This is a genomic window from Micromonospora sp. NPDC051227, from assembly GCF_044455385.1.
In the GTDB taxonomy this organism is placed as follows: domain Bacteria; phylum Actinomycetota; class Actinomycetes; order Mycobacteriales; family Micromonosporaceae; genus Micromonospora.
Genome location: NZ_JBITET010000004.1, coordinates 310,041 through 326,146 on the forward strand (window position 1 = coordinate 310,041; position 16,106 = coordinate 326,146).

The 16,106-nt window shown below is 72.3% G+C and carries 21 protein-coding genes; 15 read left to right on the forward strand and 6 right to left on the reverse strand.

Annotated features, from left to right (window positions below; all coding sequences use genetic code 11):
- The first annotated feature begins 1 nt into the window (after position 1).
- From ACIA47_RS12885 to ACIA47_RS12895, 3 genes are all read left to right on the forward strand, one after another.
- Positions 2-322 (forward strand): DUF1416 domain-containing protein, encoded by a 321-nt coding sequence (locus ACIA47_RS12885; RefSeq protein WP_091402852.1) that lies wholly within the window; start codon positions 2-4, stop codon positions 320-322.
- A 195-nt stretch (positions 323-517) separates the two neighbouring features.
- Positions 518-976 carry a winged helix-turn-helix domain-containing protein gene (locus tag ACIA47_RS12890; protein ID WP_396708227.1) on the forward strand — a complete coding sequence of 153 codons (459 nt, stop codon included), beginning with the start codon at positions 518-520 and terminating at the stop codon, positions 974-976.
- 71 nt (positions 977-1,047) lie between these two features.
- On the forward strand, positions 1,048-1,911 hold the full coding sequence (locus tag ACIA47_RS12895) for a hypothetical protein (protein WP_396707738.1): 864 nt from the start codon (positions 1,048-1,050) through the stop codon (positions 1,909-1,911).
- 19 nt (positions 1,912-1,930) lie between these two features.
- On the opposite strand, the gene ACIA47_RS12900 is transcribed toward ACIA47_RS12895, so the two are convergent.
- From ACIA47_RS12900 to ACIA47_RS12910, 3 genes are all read right to left on the reverse strand, one after another.
- Positions 1,931-3,985, reverse strand: a complete 2,055-nt coding sequence (locus ACIA47_RS12900) for a glycogen debranching N-terminal domain-containing protein (RefSeq protein WP_396707740.1) — start codon at positions 3,983-3,985, stop codon at positions 1,931-1,933.
- Positions 3,982-4,362, reverse strand: coding sequence for an SCP2 sterol-binding domain-containing protein (locus ACIA47_RS12905; RefSeq protein ID WP_203122862.1), 381 nt, complete (start codon positions 4,360-4,362; stop codon positions 3,982-3,984). Before ACIA47_RS12905 ends, ACIA47_RS12900 begins: the two co-directional genes overlap by 4 nt.
- A 79-nt stretch (positions 4,363-4,441) precedes the next feature.
- Positions 4,442-4,816: a DsrE family protein gene (locus ACIA47_RS12910; protein ID WP_112584197.1), complete on the reverse strand. Its 375-nt coding sequence runs from the start codon at positions 4,814-4,816 to the stop codon at positions 4,442-4,444.
- A 12-nt stretch (positions 4,817-4,828) separates the two neighbouring features.
- Between ACIA47_RS12910 and mtfM the strand changes: the two genes are divergently transcribed.
- Together mtfM and ACIA47_RS12920 are read left to right on the forward strand one after the other, a co-directional pair.
- On the forward strand, positions 4,829-4,933 hold the full coding sequence (gene mtfM / locus ACIA47_RS12915) for a small membrane protein MtfM (RefSeq protein ID WP_030327764.1): 105 nt from the start codon (positions 4,829-4,831) through the stop codon (positions 4,931-4,933).
- Positions 4,934-5,047: 114 nt separating this feature from the next.
- A complete protein-coding gene (locus ACIA47_RS12920; RefSeq protein ID WP_396707743.1) occupies positions 5,048-5,635 on the forward strand; it encodes an FABP family protein in 588 nt (195 codons plus the stop codon).
- 19 nt (positions 5,636-5,654) lie between these two features.
- Here the strand turns inward: ACIA47_RS12920 and ACIA47_RS12925 are convergent, their stop codons facing one another.
- Positions 5,655-6,533, reverse strand: a complete 879-nt coding sequence (locus tag ACIA47_RS12925) for an aminotransferase class IV (protein WP_396707745.1) — start codon at positions 6,531-6,533, stop codon at positions 5,655-5,657.
- A 69-nt stretch (positions 6,534-6,602) separates the two neighbouring features.
- Here ACIA47_RS12925 and ACIA47_RS12930 point away from each other — a divergent pair, with 69 nt between their 5' ends.
- The 4 genes from ACIA47_RS12930 to ACIA47_RS12945 all read left to right on the forward strand — a co-directional run bounded on the left by ACIA47_RS12930 (position 6,603) and on the right by ACIA47_RS12945 (position 10,045).
- Entirely contained in the window at positions 6,603-7,031 is a 429-nt protein-coding gene (locus tag ACIA47_RS12930; protein ID WP_091402843.1) for a Fur family transcriptional regulator, read from the forward strand.
- On the forward strand, positions 7,028-8,140 hold the full coding sequence (locus ACIA47_RS12935; protein ID WP_396707747.1) for a YgfZ/GcvT domain-containing protein: 1,113 nt from the start codon (positions 7,028-7,030) through the stop codon (positions 8,138-8,140). Before ACIA47_RS12930 ends, ACIA47_RS12935 begins: the two co-directional genes overlap by 4 nt.
- A 23-nt stretch (positions 8,141-8,163) precedes the next feature.
- Positions 8,164-8,991 carry a 3-keto-5-aminohexanoate cleavage protein gene (locus ACIA47_RS12940; RefSeq protein ID WP_396707749.1) on the forward strand — a complete coding sequence of 276 codons (828 nt, stop codon included), beginning with the start codon at positions 8,164-8,166 and terminating at the stop codon, positions 8,989-8,991.
- Positions 8,992-9,085: 94 nt separating this feature from the next.
- Complete coding sequence (locus ACIA47_RS12945; protein WP_396707751.1) at positions 9,086-10,045, forward strand: asparaginase; 960 nt, start codon at positions 9,086-9,088, stop codon at positions 10,043-10,045.
- An 18-nt stretch (positions 10,046-10,063) separates the two neighbouring features.
- Here ACIA47_RS12945 and ACIA47_RS12950 read toward each other — a convergent pair whose 3' ends face one another.
- Entirely contained in the window at positions 10,064-10,861 is a 798-nt protein-coding gene (locus tag ACIA47_RS12950) for an alpha/beta fold hydrolase (protein WP_203122867.1), read from the reverse strand.
- A gap of 112 nt (positions 10,862-10,973) precedes the next feature.
- Between ACIA47_RS12950 and ACIA47_RS12955 the strand changes: the two genes are divergently transcribed.
- The 6 genes from ACIA47_RS12955 (at position 10,974) to ACIA47_RS12980 (ending at position 15,146) form a co-directional block, all read left to right on the forward strand.
- The gene (locus ACIA47_RS12955; RefSeq protein ID WP_203122868.1) at positions 10,974-11,555 is read left to right on the forward strand and encodes a helix-turn-helix transcriptional regulator; all 582 of its coding nucleotides are present in this window, start codon (positions 10,974-10,976) and stop codon (positions 11,553-11,555) included.
- Positions 11,552-12,157, forward strand: coding sequence for a hypothetical protein (locus ACIA47_RS12960; protein WP_396707754.1), 606 nt, complete (start codon positions 11,552-11,554; stop codon positions 12,155-12,157). Before ACIA47_RS12955 ends, ACIA47_RS12960 begins: the two co-directional genes overlap by 4 nt.
- Positions 12,158-12,228: 71 nt before the next feature.
- On the forward strand, positions 12,229-12,543 hold the full coding sequence (locus tag ACIA47_RS12965) for a DUF2516 family protein (protein ID WP_030327754.1): 315 nt from the start codon (positions 12,229-12,231) through the stop codon (positions 12,541-12,543).
- Entirely contained in the window at positions 12,540-13,427 is an 888-nt protein-coding gene (locus ACIA47_RS12970; RefSeq protein ID WP_091402823.1) for an alpha/beta fold hydrolase, read from the forward strand. The genes ACIA47_RS12965 and ACIA47_RS12970 overlap by 4 nt, the downstream gene beginning before the upstream one ends.
- An 11-nt stretch (positions 13,428-13,438) precedes the next feature.
- Positions 13,439-14,176: an alanyl-tRNA editing protein gene (locus ACIA47_RS12975; protein WP_091402819.1), complete on the forward strand. Its 738-nt coding sequence runs from the start codon at positions 13,439-13,441 to the stop codon at positions 14,174-14,176.
- 55 nt (positions 14,177-14,231) lie between these two features.
- Positions 14,232-15,146: an SDR family oxidoreductase gene (locus ACIA47_RS12980; protein WP_396707757.1), complete on the forward strand. Its 915-nt coding sequence runs from the start codon at positions 14,232-14,234 to the stop codon at positions 15,144-15,146.
- Here the strand turns inward: ACIA47_RS12980 and ACIA47_RS12985 are convergent.
- A complete protein-coding gene (locus ACIA47_RS12985) occupies positions 15,137-16,105 on the reverse strand; it encodes a YafY family protein (protein ID WP_203122871.1) in 969 nt (322 codons plus the stop codon). The genes ACIA47_RS12980 and ACIA47_RS12985 overlap by 10 nt on opposite strands.
- Position 16,106: the final 1 nt, after the last annotated feature.

Sequence of the window (16,106 nt, forward strand, 5' to 3'; positions counted from 1 at the left end):
CATGACTCTTCCCACCGCCGCGGGTTGCGCCGCACCGGACCAGGCCGCGCCGCTGCCGGCCAGCCTGGATCTGGAGAAGGAAACCGTCATCACCGGCATCGTCCGTTCCGCCGAGGCCGAGCCGGTGCCGGGCGCGTACGTCCGGCTGCTCGACTCGACCGGTGAGTTCACCGCCGAGGTGGTCACATCGGCTGCCGGGCAGTTCCGGTTCTTCGCCGCGCCGGGCTCCTGGACGCTGCGGGCGTTGTCCCGACACGGCAACGGCGACACCGCTGTCACTGCCGGCCGAGGCGTCAACGAGGTTGCCGTCACCGTCGCCTGACCCACTGCTCTGATCGACCGGGGCCGGTCACCCTCCCGGGGGTGGCTGGCCCCGGTCGTTTCTTCGTAGCGCGCCGGCACGCCGGGGCGGGTGCCGAAATTCATCGGCATGCGTCAGTATCTACGGGTGGATTTCAGGGATGAAAGCGGCGGGTCCGACGAAGCGGTCCCCATCGTCCTCTGTGTGGGCACGGACATGTCGCTGCGGGAGCGGGTGCTGGGCCAACTCGACGGGCGCGCCCCGGTGCACAGCTGTTCCGATCTGACCGAGCTACGCGAGCTGTTGTCGTCGCCGGCGGGCCCGGCGCCGGTCAGTCCCACAGTCCTTCCGCTCACCGGGGCGCGGGGCCTGGTGAAGTGGGGTGAGCTGGTCGTCGACCGGGCCGGACACCGGGTCACCTGGCGCGGCGAGGTGCTCCCGCTGACCCCCACCGAACGGGACCTGCTCAACCTGCTCATCGGCCCACCGCTGGTGGTGTGGAGCTACGAACGGCTCTGCGTCTCCGCGCTGGGTGGCGCGGACACAGCGGCGCTGCAATCCGCCATCAGACGGCTTCGTCGCAGGCTGCGGGGCCTGCCGGGCGGACCGCAGGTGCACACGGTGCGGGGCGTCGGCTACCGGCTCGACCCGCCACCCCGGCTGAACGGCCACTGACCCGCAGTCGCTCCGTCGGGCCGACCGCCTCCGCTGCCGGCCCGGCGGCGGGCGCGTGACACCATGGCCGGGTGAGCGGTGCTGTGCAGACGGGTCGGGCCTCTTCGGCCGGCCCTGCCGCGCCGACACCCGCCCGGTCTCGACGGCGTTGGCTGCTGGCCGTGACAGTGGCCTGGGCGGTGCTGCTGGGCGGGCTCACCTGGATATCGGTGCGGAACGACCCGCCGACCGTGCGTGAACAGCGTTCCCTCGATCAGGCCGGCCCGGTGGTCGACCGGGCGGTCGGCGAGTTGGTCCGCGCGGCAGGTGCGGCCGGTCTGCTGGAACTGGGCCCCGCGCGGGTCGCGTCCGGCTGCCGGGTCACCCCGTTCGCCGATGGGGCGAGGCTGCGGCGCGAGGTGGGGGTGCTCGCGGCCACCGGCGACGAGCGGGCCGTGCTGGCCGGCATCGCCGAGCGGTTGCCGGCGAGCTGGCGCGCCGGAGTCGGGCCCGGCGTGGACGGCCCCGAGCTGCGCGCCGACGCCGGAGAATTCGTGGCCGTCGAGGGCCGGCCGACCGTCGACGGCCGGGTGCGACTGGTCGTCGACACCGGTTGCCGGCCGGTCGGCGCCGGTTACACGCCGGCCCCGGCCACCGCTGGCGGCCCGGAGACCGCCGCGCTGACCGCCGCGCTGCGGGCCCTCGACCGGCCGGGCGACGCCGCTTCGGAGCTGGTCACCGCGCCCTGCCCGGGCGGCGGGCTCGCCCGTACCGCGTGGTCCGCGAACGGTCCCGGCCCGGCGGCCTCGACGGCCGCACTCGCCCCGCTGGCCGGCAGCGCCCCACTGCTGGACCACCCCCCGGTGTACGCGTACCGCAGCGGTGTCGTCACGGTGCTGGCCGAGATCAGCCCGGACGAGACCCGACTGGCCGCCACCGTCGGCTGCCCGGTCTGAGCCGGGCGGCCCGCTCGGGTCAGCCGGCGCCCGGCTGGTCCTCCGGGTCACGGCTGCGGCCCAACGCGTCGACCATGCCCCACCGGCCGGGGATGTCCAGCAGCTCGACCCGGCCCATCCCCGGTGGTACGGCCGGGTCGATGATCAGGTGCTCGCCCTGCGGCTCCAACCCCAGCATCACCCGCAGCAGCAGCAGCGGGGTCCCGGTCGACCAGGCCTGCGGGCTGCACGCGGTGGGGTACTCCACCGGGTAGTCGGTGAGGTCCCGGGCGTAGCCGGCGAACGCCTCCGGCAGCCGACCCTCGAAGTACCGGGACGCCTCCAGCATCGTGTCGCAGAGCAACCCTGCCTCCTCCCGGAAGCCGTACCGCCACAATCCCCAGGCGATGATCGAGTTGTCGAACGGCCAGACGGTGCCCACGTGGTAGCCGATCGGGTTGTACCGCCCCTCGTCCGCGGCGAGCGTCCGCACCCCCCAGCCGGAGAACAGTCGTGGCCCGAGCAGGTGCTCGACCACCTTGCCGGCGCGGGACTCGTCCACGATGCCGCTCCACAGCAGGTGCCCGATGTTCGAGGTCAGCGCGTCCACCTGCCGGCCGTCGGCGTCCAGCGCAAGCGCGTAGTACTCGCGGTCGGCGATCCAGAAGTCGCTGTCGAACCGCCGTTTGAGGTCGGCGGCCTGCCGCTCCAGCTCGTCGGCGAACTCCGGGTCGTTCCAGAACTTCCGGGCCAGCCGGGCGGCCCGAACCTTCGCGTCGTACGCGTAGCCCTGCAACTCGCAGGTGGCCCGGGGGAAGCCGGGCATCTGACCGTCGGCGTACGAGATGGCGTCCCAGGAGTCCTTCCAGCACTGGTTCTGCAGGCCGGTCTCCGGGTTGCGGGTCTGGTACCAGAGGTAGCCGGTGCCGAGCAGGTCACCGTAGGTGTCGATCCACTCCAACGCCGCGCGGACCTGCGGCTCCAGCTTGCGGACGAGTGCGTCGTCACCGGTCCACAGCTCGTACTCGTCGAGCAGGATGATGAACAGGGGCGTCGAGTCGGCCGACCCGTAGTACGGCGAGTGTGGCTGCTCCTCGAAGCCGGCGGTCTCCCCGTACCGCAGCTCGTGCAGGATCTTGCCGGGTTCCTCGTCCCGGAAGTCGTCCACCCGGTGCCCCTGTAGTCCGGCCAGCATCAGGATGGTCGGCGGCACCAGTTCCGGCAGGAACGGCAGCACCTGCAACGAGGTGATGATGCTGTCCCGGCCGAACAGGGTCATGAACCAGGGCAGTCCGGCGGCGATCAGCCGTACGCCAAGGGCGATCGACTCGTAGCGCAGCGCGGCCAGGTCGTTCAGGCTGCGCCGGTACGCCCCGGCCAGCGGCTCGCAGTCGCAGCCGAGCTTCGGGGCCCGGTCGATCAGCTCCTGCTGCTCGGCCCGGATGACGTTCGCGCTGCGGCTGCCGCCGTACGGGAGGGTGGCCCGGATGTCCTCGCCCCGGGCCCCGTAGACGACGCTGGACACGTGTAACCGCGTGGTCCAGCTGTCGTTGCGGGCGATCCGGATCCGGAAGGTCATTCCGGTCTCGTCGATCTGGGCCGGCGCGGTGGTGCTGACCACCATCTCCCGGTGAAACGCCTCCCGCCGGTAGGTCAGCCGCAGCTCCTTCTCGGCGACCGTGACGGTGATCCGGCCCCGCTTCTGTCGAGAGTTCTTGATCTCGAACAGGTCGGCGAAGTCGGCCCCGATCTCGATCCGGAGGGTGCACTCGACCTCCGCGCCGAGGTGGTTCAGCACGGTCAGCTCCTCCTCGAAGCTGCCCACGATCGCCCGGCTGCGGATCACCGACGCCTTGGCGTCCAGATAGTGCGTGGGTTCGCCGGGGGCGAGGAAGAACTTGGTGCGATACGACTCGGCATCGTCGACGGAGAGGGCGTGCAGCCGTTCGCCGTCCAGGGTGAGCACCCACTTGGACAGGAAGCGGGTGTCGAAGGAGAACAGCCCGGTGGGGAAGTCGTAGGACGGTTCGATGTCCCCACGCCGGTCGCTGACCAGGAAGGTGTTGCCGTCCAGAATGCTGACGAGGTCCTTCACCGAAGACGCCCGGCTGCTCGACGGGCCGTTTCGCGGGGGTCGCGGGTGCCGGGCGGGTTCGGAAAGAACCGGCGGAAGGCGAGGAAGAGCACCACGTTCCCGCTGAACGTGCTCTCGTTGCGCAGCACCGCCGAGACCCCCTGGGCCTCCCCGGTGACCAGCCGGTCGAAGAGGGCGGCGCTGCTGTACCAGATCGCGTCGGCCGGGCCACGCCCACGGCTGACCTGCACCGACCCGGGCCGCATCCGGACCAGCCAGTGTTCGGTGCGGTGGTCCTCGCCGAGGTCGATCTGGAGGGTGCCGTCGGCCAGGCCGCCCAGGACGTCGGGTGCGCGCGACGGCAGTGCCTCGAAGAACCTTTCCGCCGCCTCGGTCACATCCGAATCGTAGGCAGCCGTCCGAGTTGTCGGGTCGGTATCGGCACTCCGCTCGGATCGACCCACCGCCGCCGTGCGGTCAGTAGACGAGTGCCTGCGCGCCCTCGGCCAACGCCTCCTCGACGAAGACCGCGGCACCGGCGATCCGGACCCCGGGGAGTACGTCGTCCGGCCCGATCTCCCGTCGGGCCGCGCACTGCGTGCAGGCGGTCACCCGGCCGCTGGTCAGGATCACGTGCAACAACTCGGCCAGGGGTGCGGAGTGCGGCAGGTCGAACTGCTGGGCGCGACCGGGCAGCGCGAACCAGGTGGACTCACCGGTCAGCCAGAGCGAGACGTCCACCCCGGCCGCTACCGCCGTCGCGGCGACGGTGAATGCCTGCGCGCACCGCTCCGGGGCGTCCGCCCCCGCGGTGGCCTTGACGACGAGAGTGCGGGCCATGTGGCCCAGCATAGGATGGCCGGGATGGTTACCGAGATCGGGTTTGTCAGCCTGCTGGTCGCTGGCCTGGGCGGGCTCGCCGGTGGCCTGGTCTACCTTGCCGTAAGGATTTCGAGAGGACGCTGGTGAGCGCGAGGAGTGAGCCGGGCCTGCGAGCCCCGCAGTCGCGAACGAAGGTGACCCTGTGAGCGCGAGGAGTGAGCCGGGCCTGCGAGCCCCGCAGTCGCGAACGAAGGTGACCCTGTGAGCGAGAACCCGCTGCAGCCGCCGTGGCTGAACGCGCCGCCGGTCGAGGAGTACCCGTTCGAGGAGAGTCACGACCTGCGGGTCGGGCCGAAGCTGCACCCCGCGCTGGATGCCCTGCTGCCCTACATAGGTCTGTGGCGCGGTCGGGGCAAGGGCGGTTTCCCCACCATCGACGACTTCGACTACGCGCAGGAAATTCGGATCAGCCACGACGGCCGGCCGTTCCTGCACTACGAGTCGCGTGCCTGGATCCTCGACGAGCAGAGCAAGCCGGTCCGTCCGGCCGGCCGCGAGGTGGGCTGGTGGCGGCCGGTGCTGGTGGATGGGCGGGCGACCGACGAGCTGGAGGCGCTGCTGACCACCCCGACCGGGGTGATGGAGCTGCACCTGGGCAAGCGCACCGGCACGCAGCTCGAGTTCGCCACCGACGCGGTGATCCGGACTCCGACCGCCAAGGAGGTCACCGGCGGGCACCGGCTCTTCGGCATCGTCGATGGGGCGCTGCTCTACGCCCAGGAGATGGCCGCCATGGGGCACGGGCTCAGTCCGCACCTCTCCGCCCGACTCGTCCGGGTCGGCGGTTGACCTCGGGGCCGGTGGCCGGCTAGAGGGGGAAACCCAGCAGGGCCTGTAGGGCGGGGGTACGCGGGCAGCGAGCCCGCCGTACCCCGTCCAGGGTGTGGACCTCGGCGGCTCCGCGCAGCGACGAGGTGAACCACACGCCGTCCGCCGCGTGCAGTTCGGCGCTGCTGACCATCCGTTCGGCGGCGCTCAGGCCCAGCTCGCTCGCGTGGGCGAGCAGCCAGGCCACGGTGGTGCCGGCGAGGATGCCGGTGCTGGCGGCCGGCACCGTGCAGAGCGTGTCGTCGGTGAGCCACACCACATTGGCGGTGGGGCCCTCCAGCGCGTACCCGTCGGAGGAGATCCAGAGCACGTCGTCGACACCGGCCCGGCGGGCCCAGCGGCGGGCGGCGCTGTTGACCGCGTACGACGTGGACTTGATGCCGGCCGGCAGCCAGGTCAGCCCACTGCGGGCGGCGGCGGGAAGCCCCAGCGGCAGGGTGGCCACGATGATTCCGTCCCGCCGGGCGGCCCGGGAAGTCGCCGGCACCGGGGCGAGCGTGGCGTAGATGGTGGGCGGACCGCCCGCCTCCGGGCCTCGGGTGCAGACCAACCGAAGTGCCCCCTCCACAGCTGCTGGCCAGCCTGTCCGTACCTGGTCCAGCAGGTCGATCAGCGCGCTGGTAGGGGGCAGGGGCAGCTCGACGGCAGCGGCGGCCGTGGCCAGGCGGGCCAGGTGTTCGTCGCGCAGCCACGGCTGGCCGTCCCGCAGGTGCATGGTCTCGAAGAGGCCGTCGCCGTGCAGCACCCCGAGGTCGTCACCGCGGAGCACCGGGTCGCCGGGCGGCACCGGGCCACGCCCCAGGACGGCGATCCGCGCGGTCGGGTCGGCCGCGTTCTTCCCGACGGACGACCTCACCATGACCGTCGAGCGTAGCGGTGATCGATCGCGGTGCGGGGAACAGCCTGCTGGCCGAACTATGATCGGACGGTGTCCGAATCCTCCCTCGCGGAAATGCTGCGGGCCCGTGGGCTGCGGCTGACGGCCCAGCGGCAGCTCGTCCTCCAGGCGGTGCTCGATCTGGGCCACGCCACCCCGGAGCAGGTGCACACCGCGGTCCGGGAGGTCGCCGCCGGCGTCAACATCACCACCATCTACCGCACGCTCGAGCTGCTGGAACGGCTCGGTCTGGTCACCCACACGCACCTGTCGCACGGCTCACCGACCTATCACGCCGCCGGTGAACACCAACACGTCCACCTGGTCTGCCGGGAGTGTGGCGCGATCGACGAGATCGATCCGGAGCTGCTCCGCCCCCTCGCCGACCAGTTGGCCGCGCAGCGCGGGTTCCGGGTGGACATCGGGCACGTGTCACTCTTCGGCGTCTGCGTACGCTGCGAGAACGGGGACGAAAAATGATCGACATTGCGGGTGCGGTGGCCGTCGAGAGCATCGACGAGGCCAGCCGTGACCAGCCGGATCCGGCGCACGTCGCGGCCGGGGTGCGAGGGGTGGCCGCGCACTACGGCGACCCGCTGCGCGAGCAGCGCACCCTGGACACCGCTGTCGGTCTGGTCGACCGGTCGCATCGAGGGATCATCGCGGTGCCCGGGGAAGAGCGGGCCAGTTGGCTGCACACGGTCACCTCGCAGCACCTGAACGCGCTGGCCGCTGGTGAGGGCACCGAGTTGCTGGTGCTGTCCCCGCACGGCCACGTCGAGCAGCACGCCATGGTCGCGGAGGACGGCGAGACCACCTGGCTGGACACCGAGCCCGGTGCCACCCAGGGCCTGCTGACCTACCTGGAGAAGATGCGGTTCTTCAGCAAGGTCGAACCACGCGACGCGACGGCCGAGCGCGCGCTGTTGTCGCTGGTCGGGCCGGCGGCCATGGAGGCGCTCGGCACGCTCGGCGTGACCGGGCTCGCCGCACCGGACGTGGTCGCGGTGCCGGGTCCGAAGTTCCCGCACGGTGCCGTGCCACAGCGGGCGAGCGCTCGGTACGACGTACGACCGCTGCCGATCGGCGGCTGGGCCCGACGTGGTCCGCTCGGGGTGGACCTGCTGGTGCCCCGGTCGGCGATGGACCAGGTGGTGGCGGAGCTGCGCGGCGCCGGCGTGCCGGTCGCGGGGCTGTGGGCGTACGAGGCGATCCGGGTGGCCGCCCGGCAGCCCCGGGTCGGGGTGGACACCGACCACCGGACCATTCCGGCCGAGGTGGACCTGATCGCCCCGGCGGTGCATCTGGACAAGGGTTGCTACCGGGGGCAGGAGACGGTGGCGCGGGTGCACAACATGGGCCGGCCGCCGCGTCGCCTCGTACTGCTGCATCTGGACGGGGTGACCACCGATCAGCCGCCGGTGGCCGGTACGCCGGTGACCCTCGACGGCCGGGCGGTCGGCTTCGTCGGCACCGCCGTGCTGCACCACGAGTTGGGCCAGGTCGCTCTCGCGGTGCTGAAGCGGAACGTCCCGGACGACGCCGCGTTGCTGATCGGCGAGACCGCGGCGGCGATCGACCCGTCCTGAGCGGGCCGTCTAGGATCGCCGGCATGACGACAGGAACGTTGATCACGGTGGCCCCGACCGGCGCTGAGTCGGCCAAGGCGGAGGTGCCGGCGCTGCCGGTGACCCTCGACGAGTTGCTGCTCACCGCCAAGGAGTGCGAGGCGCTCGGCGCCGCCGTGATCCACGTCCACATCCGCGACGACGAGGCCCGGCCGACGCTCGACCCGGTGCGGCTGGCCGACACGGTGGCGGCGCTGCGGGAGAGCACCGACCTGATCGTGCAGCTCTCCTCCGGCGGCGCGGTGACCGACCCGGAGGCCGCCCGGCTCGCCGTGCTCGACGCCCGTCCGGACATGGCCTCCTGCACCATGGGCACTGTCAACTTCGGCGACGACGTCTTCCTCAACCGCCGGGAGTTCATCGTCGACCTGCACACCCGGATGCAGGAACGCGGAATCGTGCCGGAGTACGAGATCTTCGACCTCGGTCACCTGTCCGCGTTGCAGCGGTTGCTCGGCAAGTACGGGCTGCCAGCCGGCGGGCACGTGCACGTCGACTTCGTGATGGGCGTGCCGGGCGGGATGCCGGGCAACACCGAGACCCTGGTCGCGGCCCACCGGATGCTGCGGGACCTGCCCGAGGGCACCACCTTCTCGGCCACCGGCGTCGGCCGGAGCACCATCGCGGTGCTGCTGGCCTCGCTGTCGACCGGCGGGCACCTGCGGGTCGGCATGGAGGACACCGTGACGTACGCGAAGGGCCGCCCGGTGGAGTCCAACATGCAGTTGGTCGCCCGCGCGGTGGGTTTCGCCCAGCTCGCTCAGCGCCCGCCGCTGACCACCACCGAGGCCCGCGAGCTACTCGGGCTGTAAGGCCGGGTCTGTCCCGCGCCCCTGTCACCCGGGCGGTGGACCTCCTGGTCACCCCGCCGCCGGGCACCCCCGGACCGTCGGTACCGTCCAGCGCGTGACGAAGACGTACGAGGGCGGCGCGCCGCTCGCCGAGGTGGTCCGGTCCGGGTTCGTGGAGGGTGCGCACCGCGGCTCGGTGGTGGTGCTGGACGCAGCCGGTGTCGCGGTGGCGTCCGCCGGGGACGTGACCTCGCCGATCTTCCCCCGCTCGGCCAGCAAGCCGATGCAGGCGATCGGGATGCTCCGGGCCGGCCTGGCCCTGACCGACCCGGCCGACGTGGCGCTGGTCTCGGCGAGCCACGCCGGTGAAGAATTCCACCTGGCCCGGGTCGGTGCGCTGCTGGAGCGCGCCGGGTTGGACTCGTCGGCGCTGCACTGCCCGCCCGACCTGCCGGTGGGGGCCGCGGCCCGGGAGGCGGTGCTTCGGGCCGGTGGCGGCCCGAGCCGGGTGCAGATGAACTGCTCCGGCAAGCACAGCGGGATGCTGTTGACCTGCGAGGCCGCGGGTTGGTCCCGGGAGGGCTACTGGCGGCCGGAGCACCCGCTTCAGCAGCGGCTGCGAGCCGCCATCGAGGAGTTCACCGGCGAGCAGGCGGCGGCGGTGGGGGTCGACGGCTGCGGTGCCCCGGTCCTCGCGGTGTCGCTGGCCGGTCTGGCCGGGGCGTACCTCCGGCTGGTCGACGCCGAGCCCGGCTCGGTGCCGCGCACGGTGGCCGACGCGATGCGGGCGTACCCGGAGATCGTGGGTGGCACCCAGGCCGACGACACCCGGCTGATGCGTGGTGTCCCGGGGCTGCTGGCCAAGGTCGGTGCCGAGGGCGTGATCGCCGTGGCGCTGCCGGGCGTCGGCGCCGTCGCACTGAAGATCGACGACGGCGCCGACCGGGCCCGGATGCCGGTCCTGGTCTCCGCGCTGCGCCGGCTCGGCGTGGACGCTCCGGTGCTGACCGAGTACGCCGAGGTGCCGCTCTTCGGTGGCGGGGTCCCGGTCGGGGCGGTCCGCCCGCTCTGGTGACGCCGGCGGCGGTGGTGGCTAGCTGAGGAAGTCGAGCAGCGCGGCGTTGACCGGCTCCGGACGCTCCAGCGGCAGCAGGTGCGCGGCGTCGGGCACGTCGGGCAGTCGTACCGCGCCGGGGACCTCGGCGGCGATCCGGTCGGCGAGACGACTGATGTCCGGCACGTCCGCGGCGCCGGCGGTGACCAGGACGGGGATCTTCAGCTCACCGAGACGACCGATCGCCGGTGGCGACAGCTCTCCCACCTCGACCGCGCCGAGCGCCAGCTCGGCGGCGAGGGCACGCTGGTCCATCTCCTGCGCGAACGCGACCAGCTCCGGGTCGACGTCCTCCGGCTGGCGGCGCGGGCCGACCACCCAGAACCGCACCTCACCGGCCGCGCCGGCGACGAAGTCGTCCGGGTCGACCTCGCCGACCAGGCCGTCCCAGAGGTCGTTCGCCTCGTCGGACCACTCGTTGCCGGAGACCGCCGTGTCGAACAGCGCGAGCGCGCTCACCCGGTCGGGGTGGGCCAGCGCGGTGTCGATGGCGACCGCTCCGCCGAAGGAGCAGCCGACCAGGGCGGCCCGGGGCAGGTCGAGCGCGTCCAGCAACCCGGCCACGTCGTCGTGGTGCGTGAACGGGGTCGGCGGGAGCTCCGAGTCTCCGTAGCCGCGCAGGTCCGGGACGATCACCCGGTGCCGGGCGGCGAGCGCGGATACCTGCCCTCGCCACATCCGCCGGTCGGCGATCCCGGCGTGCAGCAGGACGACTGGCGAACCGGTGCCGGCCTCGTCGTACGCGATGCTTGCTCCATTGACTGTGATCTTGTGCACGGTCGGACCGTACGGATCGGCCGAGCGGCGCGCAAACGGGATCCTGAGACCTTGCTAACTATGGTTAGCGTTTTGCTTGCAAGAGCTAGCGCGGGCGGTTAGCGTCCCTGCCATGGCCACACCCAAGGACCTTCCCGACGTCGGCGGGTTCATCCGCGATCTGCGGCGCAACGCCAAGATCTCGCTTCGGCAGCTCGCCGAGCAGGCGGGGGTCAGCAACCCGTACCTCAGTCAGATCGAGCGCGGCCTGCGCAAACCCAGCGCCGAGGTGCTCCAGCAACTGGCGAGCGCGCTGCGGGTCTCCACGCCGGCGATGTACCTGCGTGCCGGTCTGCTCGACGACAAGGAAGGCCACGGGGTGCTCGCCGCAATCGCCGTGGACGCCGACCTGACGATGGCGCAGAAGCAGTCGCTCAGTCAGATCTACGAGACGTTCCGCCGGGAGAACACCCGGCTGGCCGAGGCCCAGGCCGAGGCGGCTCAGCCCGACCAGGCCGCCGACCAGTCCGCGAGCCAGGCCGCCGATCTGGCCAATGCGGCCGCCACCGGCCCCACCACCGTGGGCGGCACCCCGACCGAGGCTGTGCTCGAGTCGGTCGCCGTCACCGAGGCGGGCACCGCCCCCGCCCCGGGCAGCACCACCATCCCCCAGAAGAAGAAGGCCGCCGAGGCGGCCGAAGAGGAGACGTCATGAGCGAGCCGAAGACCAACCGCATCCCCGCCCCGATCTACGCTGCCGCAGGCGCCGGTGAACTGGCCATCGAGCAGCTGCGCAAGTTGCCGGCCGTGGTCGGCGTGCTCAGCACCCGGGTCGTCGCCGACCTGGGCGGTCGGGCCGTGCTGACCGGCTTCGAGCTGAAGCAGAAGGCCACCGAGACGCTGCGCACCGCCAATGAGACCGCCGACCTGGCGAAGCTGCGCGAGGTGGCCGACATCGACAAGCTGCGCGCCGCCGCGACCCGCAACGCCGCCCTGGTGGTCGCGAGCGCCCAGGTCGCCCAGGAGCGCGCGTTCGCCGCGTACGGCGCGCTGGTCGCCCGGGGCGAGCGGGTCGTCGGTGCCGGCGTGCTGGAGGCCGCCGAGACGGTCAACGCCGACATCGAGGCCACCGAGGCCGTGACGCCGGCCACCACCCCCGCCGAAGCGCCGACGCCGGCCGACGTGGCCGAGATCGCCGAGGCCAAGCCGGCCGCGGTCAAGAAGGTCGCCCGCGCGCCGAAGGCCGTCAAGCCGGCCGAGACCCCGTCGGCGAAGCTCCCCCGGGCCACCAAGCGGACCCGCCCGGCCGCCGAGTAGCTCGTCGGGTCCACGACCCCGGCGGCGTCCTTGTCGGACGTAGCCGGGGTCGTGGACATAAACTGGCCGACATGGCCAACGCCGCGCCGATCTTCGCGTTCGAAGTCCGCTACGTGATCGAGCTGATTCTGCTCGTCTTCGCGCTGATCATCCAGGGTGTCGCGCTGGTGCACGCCGTCACGCAGCGCTCCGACGCCTTCCCCGCCATCGGGACGCTGCCCAAGGGCGGCTGGATCGCCATCCTGGCGGTCTGCCTCGTACTCACCCTGCTCGGCTTCGGTCCGATCAGCCTCTTCGGACTGATCGGCATCGCCGCCGCGCTCATCTACCTGCTCGACGTACGGGTCGGTCTGCGCGACCTGAGCGACGGCAAAGGGTTCTGGTGAGAGGTTTTCGCTGGCCGCCCCCACCCGACAGCGGGCCCCGCACCTGGGGGCCCGGGCCGGGTGGGCCGCGTACCGGCCGGCCGGCGCTGCCGGAGCCGGAGACCGAGCTGGTCACCACCCCGCACGGCGTACGGCTGGAGCGGCTGGTCACCGGCACCGGTGATCCGGTCACCGTGTTCGCGCACGGGCTGGGCAACGGCATCGCCACCACCCGCCCGTTCGGCAGTGGGGTGAACGGCCGCAAGGTGTTCTTCCAGTTCCGCGGGCACGGCCGCTCCGAAGCCCCGGACGGGCCCTGGGACTACCTGGACCTGGCCCGGGATCTGCGGGCGATCGCCGACCTCGGCGGCGCCAGCCGGGCGTTCGGCGCCAGCCTCGGCGCGGGTGCCCTCTGCCGGCTCCTGGTGGAGAGCCCGGAGCGTTTCGACAAGCTGGTCTTCTTCCTGCCGGCGGTCCTCGACGAGCCGCGTGGGCCGCTCGCTCGGGAGCGCGTCACCGACCTGCTGGAGGCGGTGGAGAGCGGGGACGCCTCGGCGGTCGCCGACATCGTCACGCTGGAGTTGCCTCCGGCGGTGCGCAACACCCCGGCCGGCTGGGCCTACCTGCGACAACGGCTCGACCAACTGCTCCGCGACGGTCTGGCCGACGGTCTGGCCACGCTCACCGACCAGACCCCGCTGCGCCAGATCGGTGACCTGACGGCGGTCACCGCGCCGGCGTTGGTGATCGGTTGCGCGGGTGACGACCTGCACCCGGTCGAGGTCGCCGAGCGGCTCGCCGTCGCGCTGCCCCAGGCCACCCTGCACGTGTACGACCGGCCCGGCGTGCTCTGGTCGGAACGCGCCGATCTGCGGGACCGCATCTCCGGCTTCCTGAACGAGTAACCTGCCCTGTCATGGGCGTCACACAGCACGGCCGGACGCACCGGCTGGACCTTGCCGACCCGACCCTGCGCGAATGGACGTGCACGGTCCTGCACTCCGACGCGGAGCAGGGCATCGTGCTGGACCGTTCGGCGTTCTACCCGGGCGGCGGTGGTCAACCACCCGACCACGGCGTCCTGCTCTGGCAGGGCGTGCAGACCCGGATCGTCGGCACCCGCAAGGGCGACGACCCCTACCTGATCCCCGCCGAGGGTGACCCGCTGCCGCCGGTCGGCACCGAGGTCGTGGGCGCGGTGGAGGACGAGCGCCGCACCCGGCTGATGCGTACCCACTCCGGGCTGCACGTGCTCTGCGGTGTGGTGTTCCGCGACTTCGGCGCGCTGGTCACCGGCGGTAACATGGAGCCGGGCGAGGCCCGGATGGACTTCAACCTCCCCGAGGTGCCCCCGGACTTCAAGAGCCGCATCGAGGAGCTGGTCAACGCCGAGGTGGCCGCCGACCGCTCGGTCGCCACCCGGGTGCTGCCGCGCACCGAGGCGCTGGCCCTGCCGGACATCATCCGTACCCAGTCCAACCTCATCCCGCCGGATGAGCAGGAGGTCCGGATCGTCGACATCGTCGGGCTGGACGTGCAGGCCGACGGTGGCACCCACGTCGCCTCCACCGCCCAGATCGGCAAGGTCCAGGTGGTCAAGGTGGAGAGCAAGGGCCGGGCCAACCGCCGGGTCCGGGTCCGACTGGTCGATTAGATCGAGTACGGAATTCGGACGTCGGTTGTCAGGTATTCCTGACAACGTCGCAGGCATGACACAACCGCTCACAGGAAAAATAGCGCTCGTCGCCGGTGCCACCCGTGGTGCCGGGCGCCAGATCGCCGTTCAGCTCGGTGCGGCCGGTGCCACGGTCTACGCCACCGGTCGCAGCTCCCGGGCCGGCCGTTCCGAGATGGATCGCCCGGAGACCATCGAGGAGACCGCCGAACTGGTCAGCGCGGCCGGCGGCACCGGCATCGCCGTTCAGGTCGACCACCTGGTGCCCGAGCAGGTCCGTGACCTGGTCGCCCGGATCGACGCCGAGCACTGCCAACTCGACGTGCTGGTGAACGACATCTGGGGCGGCGACCCACTGGTCACCTGGAACAAGCCGGTCTGGGAGCAGCCGCTCGACGCCGGCTTCCGTACCCTGCGACTGGCCGTCGACACGCACATCATCACCAGCCACTTCGCCCTGCCGCTGCTGATCCGCAAGCCCGGCGGCCTGGTGGTGGAGATGGGCGACGGCACCAAGGCGTACAACGACGAGAACTACCGGCTGTCGGTCTTCTACGACCTGGCCAAGGTCTCGGTCAACCGGCTCGCCTTCAGCCAGGCGCACGAGCTGAAGCCGCACGGCTGCACGGCCGTGGCGCTCACCCCCGGCTGGATCCGTTCCGAGGCGATGCTGGAGCACTTCGGCGTGACCGAGGAGAACTGGCGCGACGGTGCCGCCACCGACCCGAACTTCCTCATCTCGGAGACCCCGGCCTTCGTCGGTCGCGCCGTGGCCGCGCTCGCCGCCGACGAGGAGAAGGCCCGTTGGAGCGGCAGGTCCGTCGACGCCGGCACGCTGTCCAAGGTGTACGGCTTCACCGACATCGACGGCAGCCAACCCGAGGGTTTCCGCTACATCACCGAGGTGGTCGACGCGGGCAAGCCGGCGGACGTGACCGGCTACCGGTAGAGCGCGGCGAGCCGGTCGGCGCTCTCCGCGAATAACCGCCGCAGCTCGGGTGGGTCGATGACCTCGACCTCGGGGCCGAGCCCCAGCAGTTGGTGGTACGCCACCTGGACCGACTCGACGGGCAGCCGAGCTACCACCCAGCCCTGCCCGTCGGGCGGGCTGGCGGCGGCGACCAGTTCGTCGTACACGTTGGGGGCATCGACCAGGTGCCGGAGCTGGCGCAGGCCGGCGGGGCTCAGCCGGACGGCGACCTCGGCCCGCAGCATGGTCCGCAGAAACGACCCGGCCTGCTCGCGCCAGTGCCCGGCCAGGTCGAAGCCCTCGTCGCGGTCGAAGTGCTCGTCGCCCACCTCGACCCCGGTGACCCGGTCCACCCGGTAGGTGCGCACGTCGTCGCCGACCCGGCCGACCAGGTACCAGACCCCGCTCTTGAGCACCAGGCCGTACGGCTGGACCTGGCGGGTCGCCTCCCGGTCGCCGCGTCGGTAGCGCAGCTCCACCACCCGGTCCGCCCAGACCGCCCGGGCCAGCTCCGGCAGCCAGAGCGGTGGTGCGGTCTCCCGGAACCAGCCCGGTACGTCCAGGTGGAAGCGCTGCCCGGCGCGGGCCGGCGCGTCGCGCAGGGAGGGTGGCAGCGCGGCGAGCACCTTCAGCTCGGCCGACGCGACCGCGTCGGCGAGCCCCATCTCGCCGGCCGGCCCGGGCAGCCCGGCGAGGAAGAGCGCCTCGGCCTCGTCCCGGGTCAGCCCGGTCAGTCGGGTGCGGAACCCGCCGAGCAGGCGGTAACCACCGGCCCGCCCCCGGTCGGCGTAGACCGGCACACCCGCCGCCGAGAGCGCCAGAACGTCCCGGTAGACGGTCCGCTCGGAGACCTCCAGCTCCCGCGCCAGCTCGCTAGCGGTCATGGATCCGCGCGACTGCAACAGCAACAGCAACGAGATCAGTCGGGACGCGCGCACC

What these genes read in the sequence shown, in the direction of transcription:
- ACIA47_RS12885 (WP_091402852.1), top strand. Translation starts at nt 2, where the DNA reads ATGACTCTTCCCACCGCCGCGGGTTGCGCCGCACCGGACCAGGCCGCG.
- ACIA47_RS12890 (WP_396708227.1), top strand. Translation starts at nt 518, where the DNA reads ATGTCGCTGCGGGAGCGGGTGCTGGGCCAACTCGACGGGCGCGCCCCG.
- ACIA47_RS12910 (WP_112584197.1), bottom strand. Translation starts at nt 4,816, where the DNA reads ATGCTGGGCCACATGGCCCGCACTCTCGTCGTCAAGGCCACCGCGGGG.
- mtfM (WP_030327764.1), top strand. Translation starts at nt 4,829, where the DNA reads ATGGTTACCGAGATCGGGTTTGTCAGCCTGCTGGTCGCTGGCCTGGGC.
- ACIA47_RS12925 (WP_396707745.1), bottom strand. Translation starts at nt 6,533, where the DNA reads ATGGTGAGGTCGTCCGTCGGGAAGAACGCGGCCGACCCGACCGCGCGG.
- ACIA47_RS12935 (WP_396707747.1), top strand. Translation starts at nt 7,028, where the DNA reads ATGATCGACATTGCGGGTGCGGTGGCCGTCGAGAGCATCGACGAGGCC.
- ACIA47_RS12940 (WP_396707749.1), top strand. Translation starts at nt 8,164, where the DNA reads ATGACGACAGGAACGTTGATCACGGTGGCCCCGACCGGCGCTGAGTCG.
- ACIA47_RS12955 (WP_203122868.1), top strand. Translation starts at nt 10,974, where the DNA reads ATGGCCACACCCAAGGACCTTCCCGACGTCGGCGGGTTCATCCGCGAT.
- ACIA47_RS12960 (WP_396707754.1), top strand. Translation starts at nt 11,552, where the DNA reads ATGAGCGAGCCGAAGACCAACCGCATCCCCGCCCCGATCTACGCTGCC.
- ACIA47_RS12965 (WP_030327754.1), top strand. Translation starts at nt 12,229, where the DNA reads ATGGCCAACGCCGCGCCGATCTTCGCGTTCGAAGTCCGCTACGTGATC.
- ACIA47_RS12975 (WP_091402819.1), top strand. Translation starts at nt 13,439, where the DNA reads ATGGGCGTCACACAGCACGGCCGGACGCACCGGCTGGACCTTGCCGAC.
- ACIA47_RS12980 (WP_396707757.1), top strand. Translation starts at nt 14,232, where the DNA reads ATGACACAACCGCTCACAGGAAAAATAGCGCTCGTCGCCGGTGCCACC.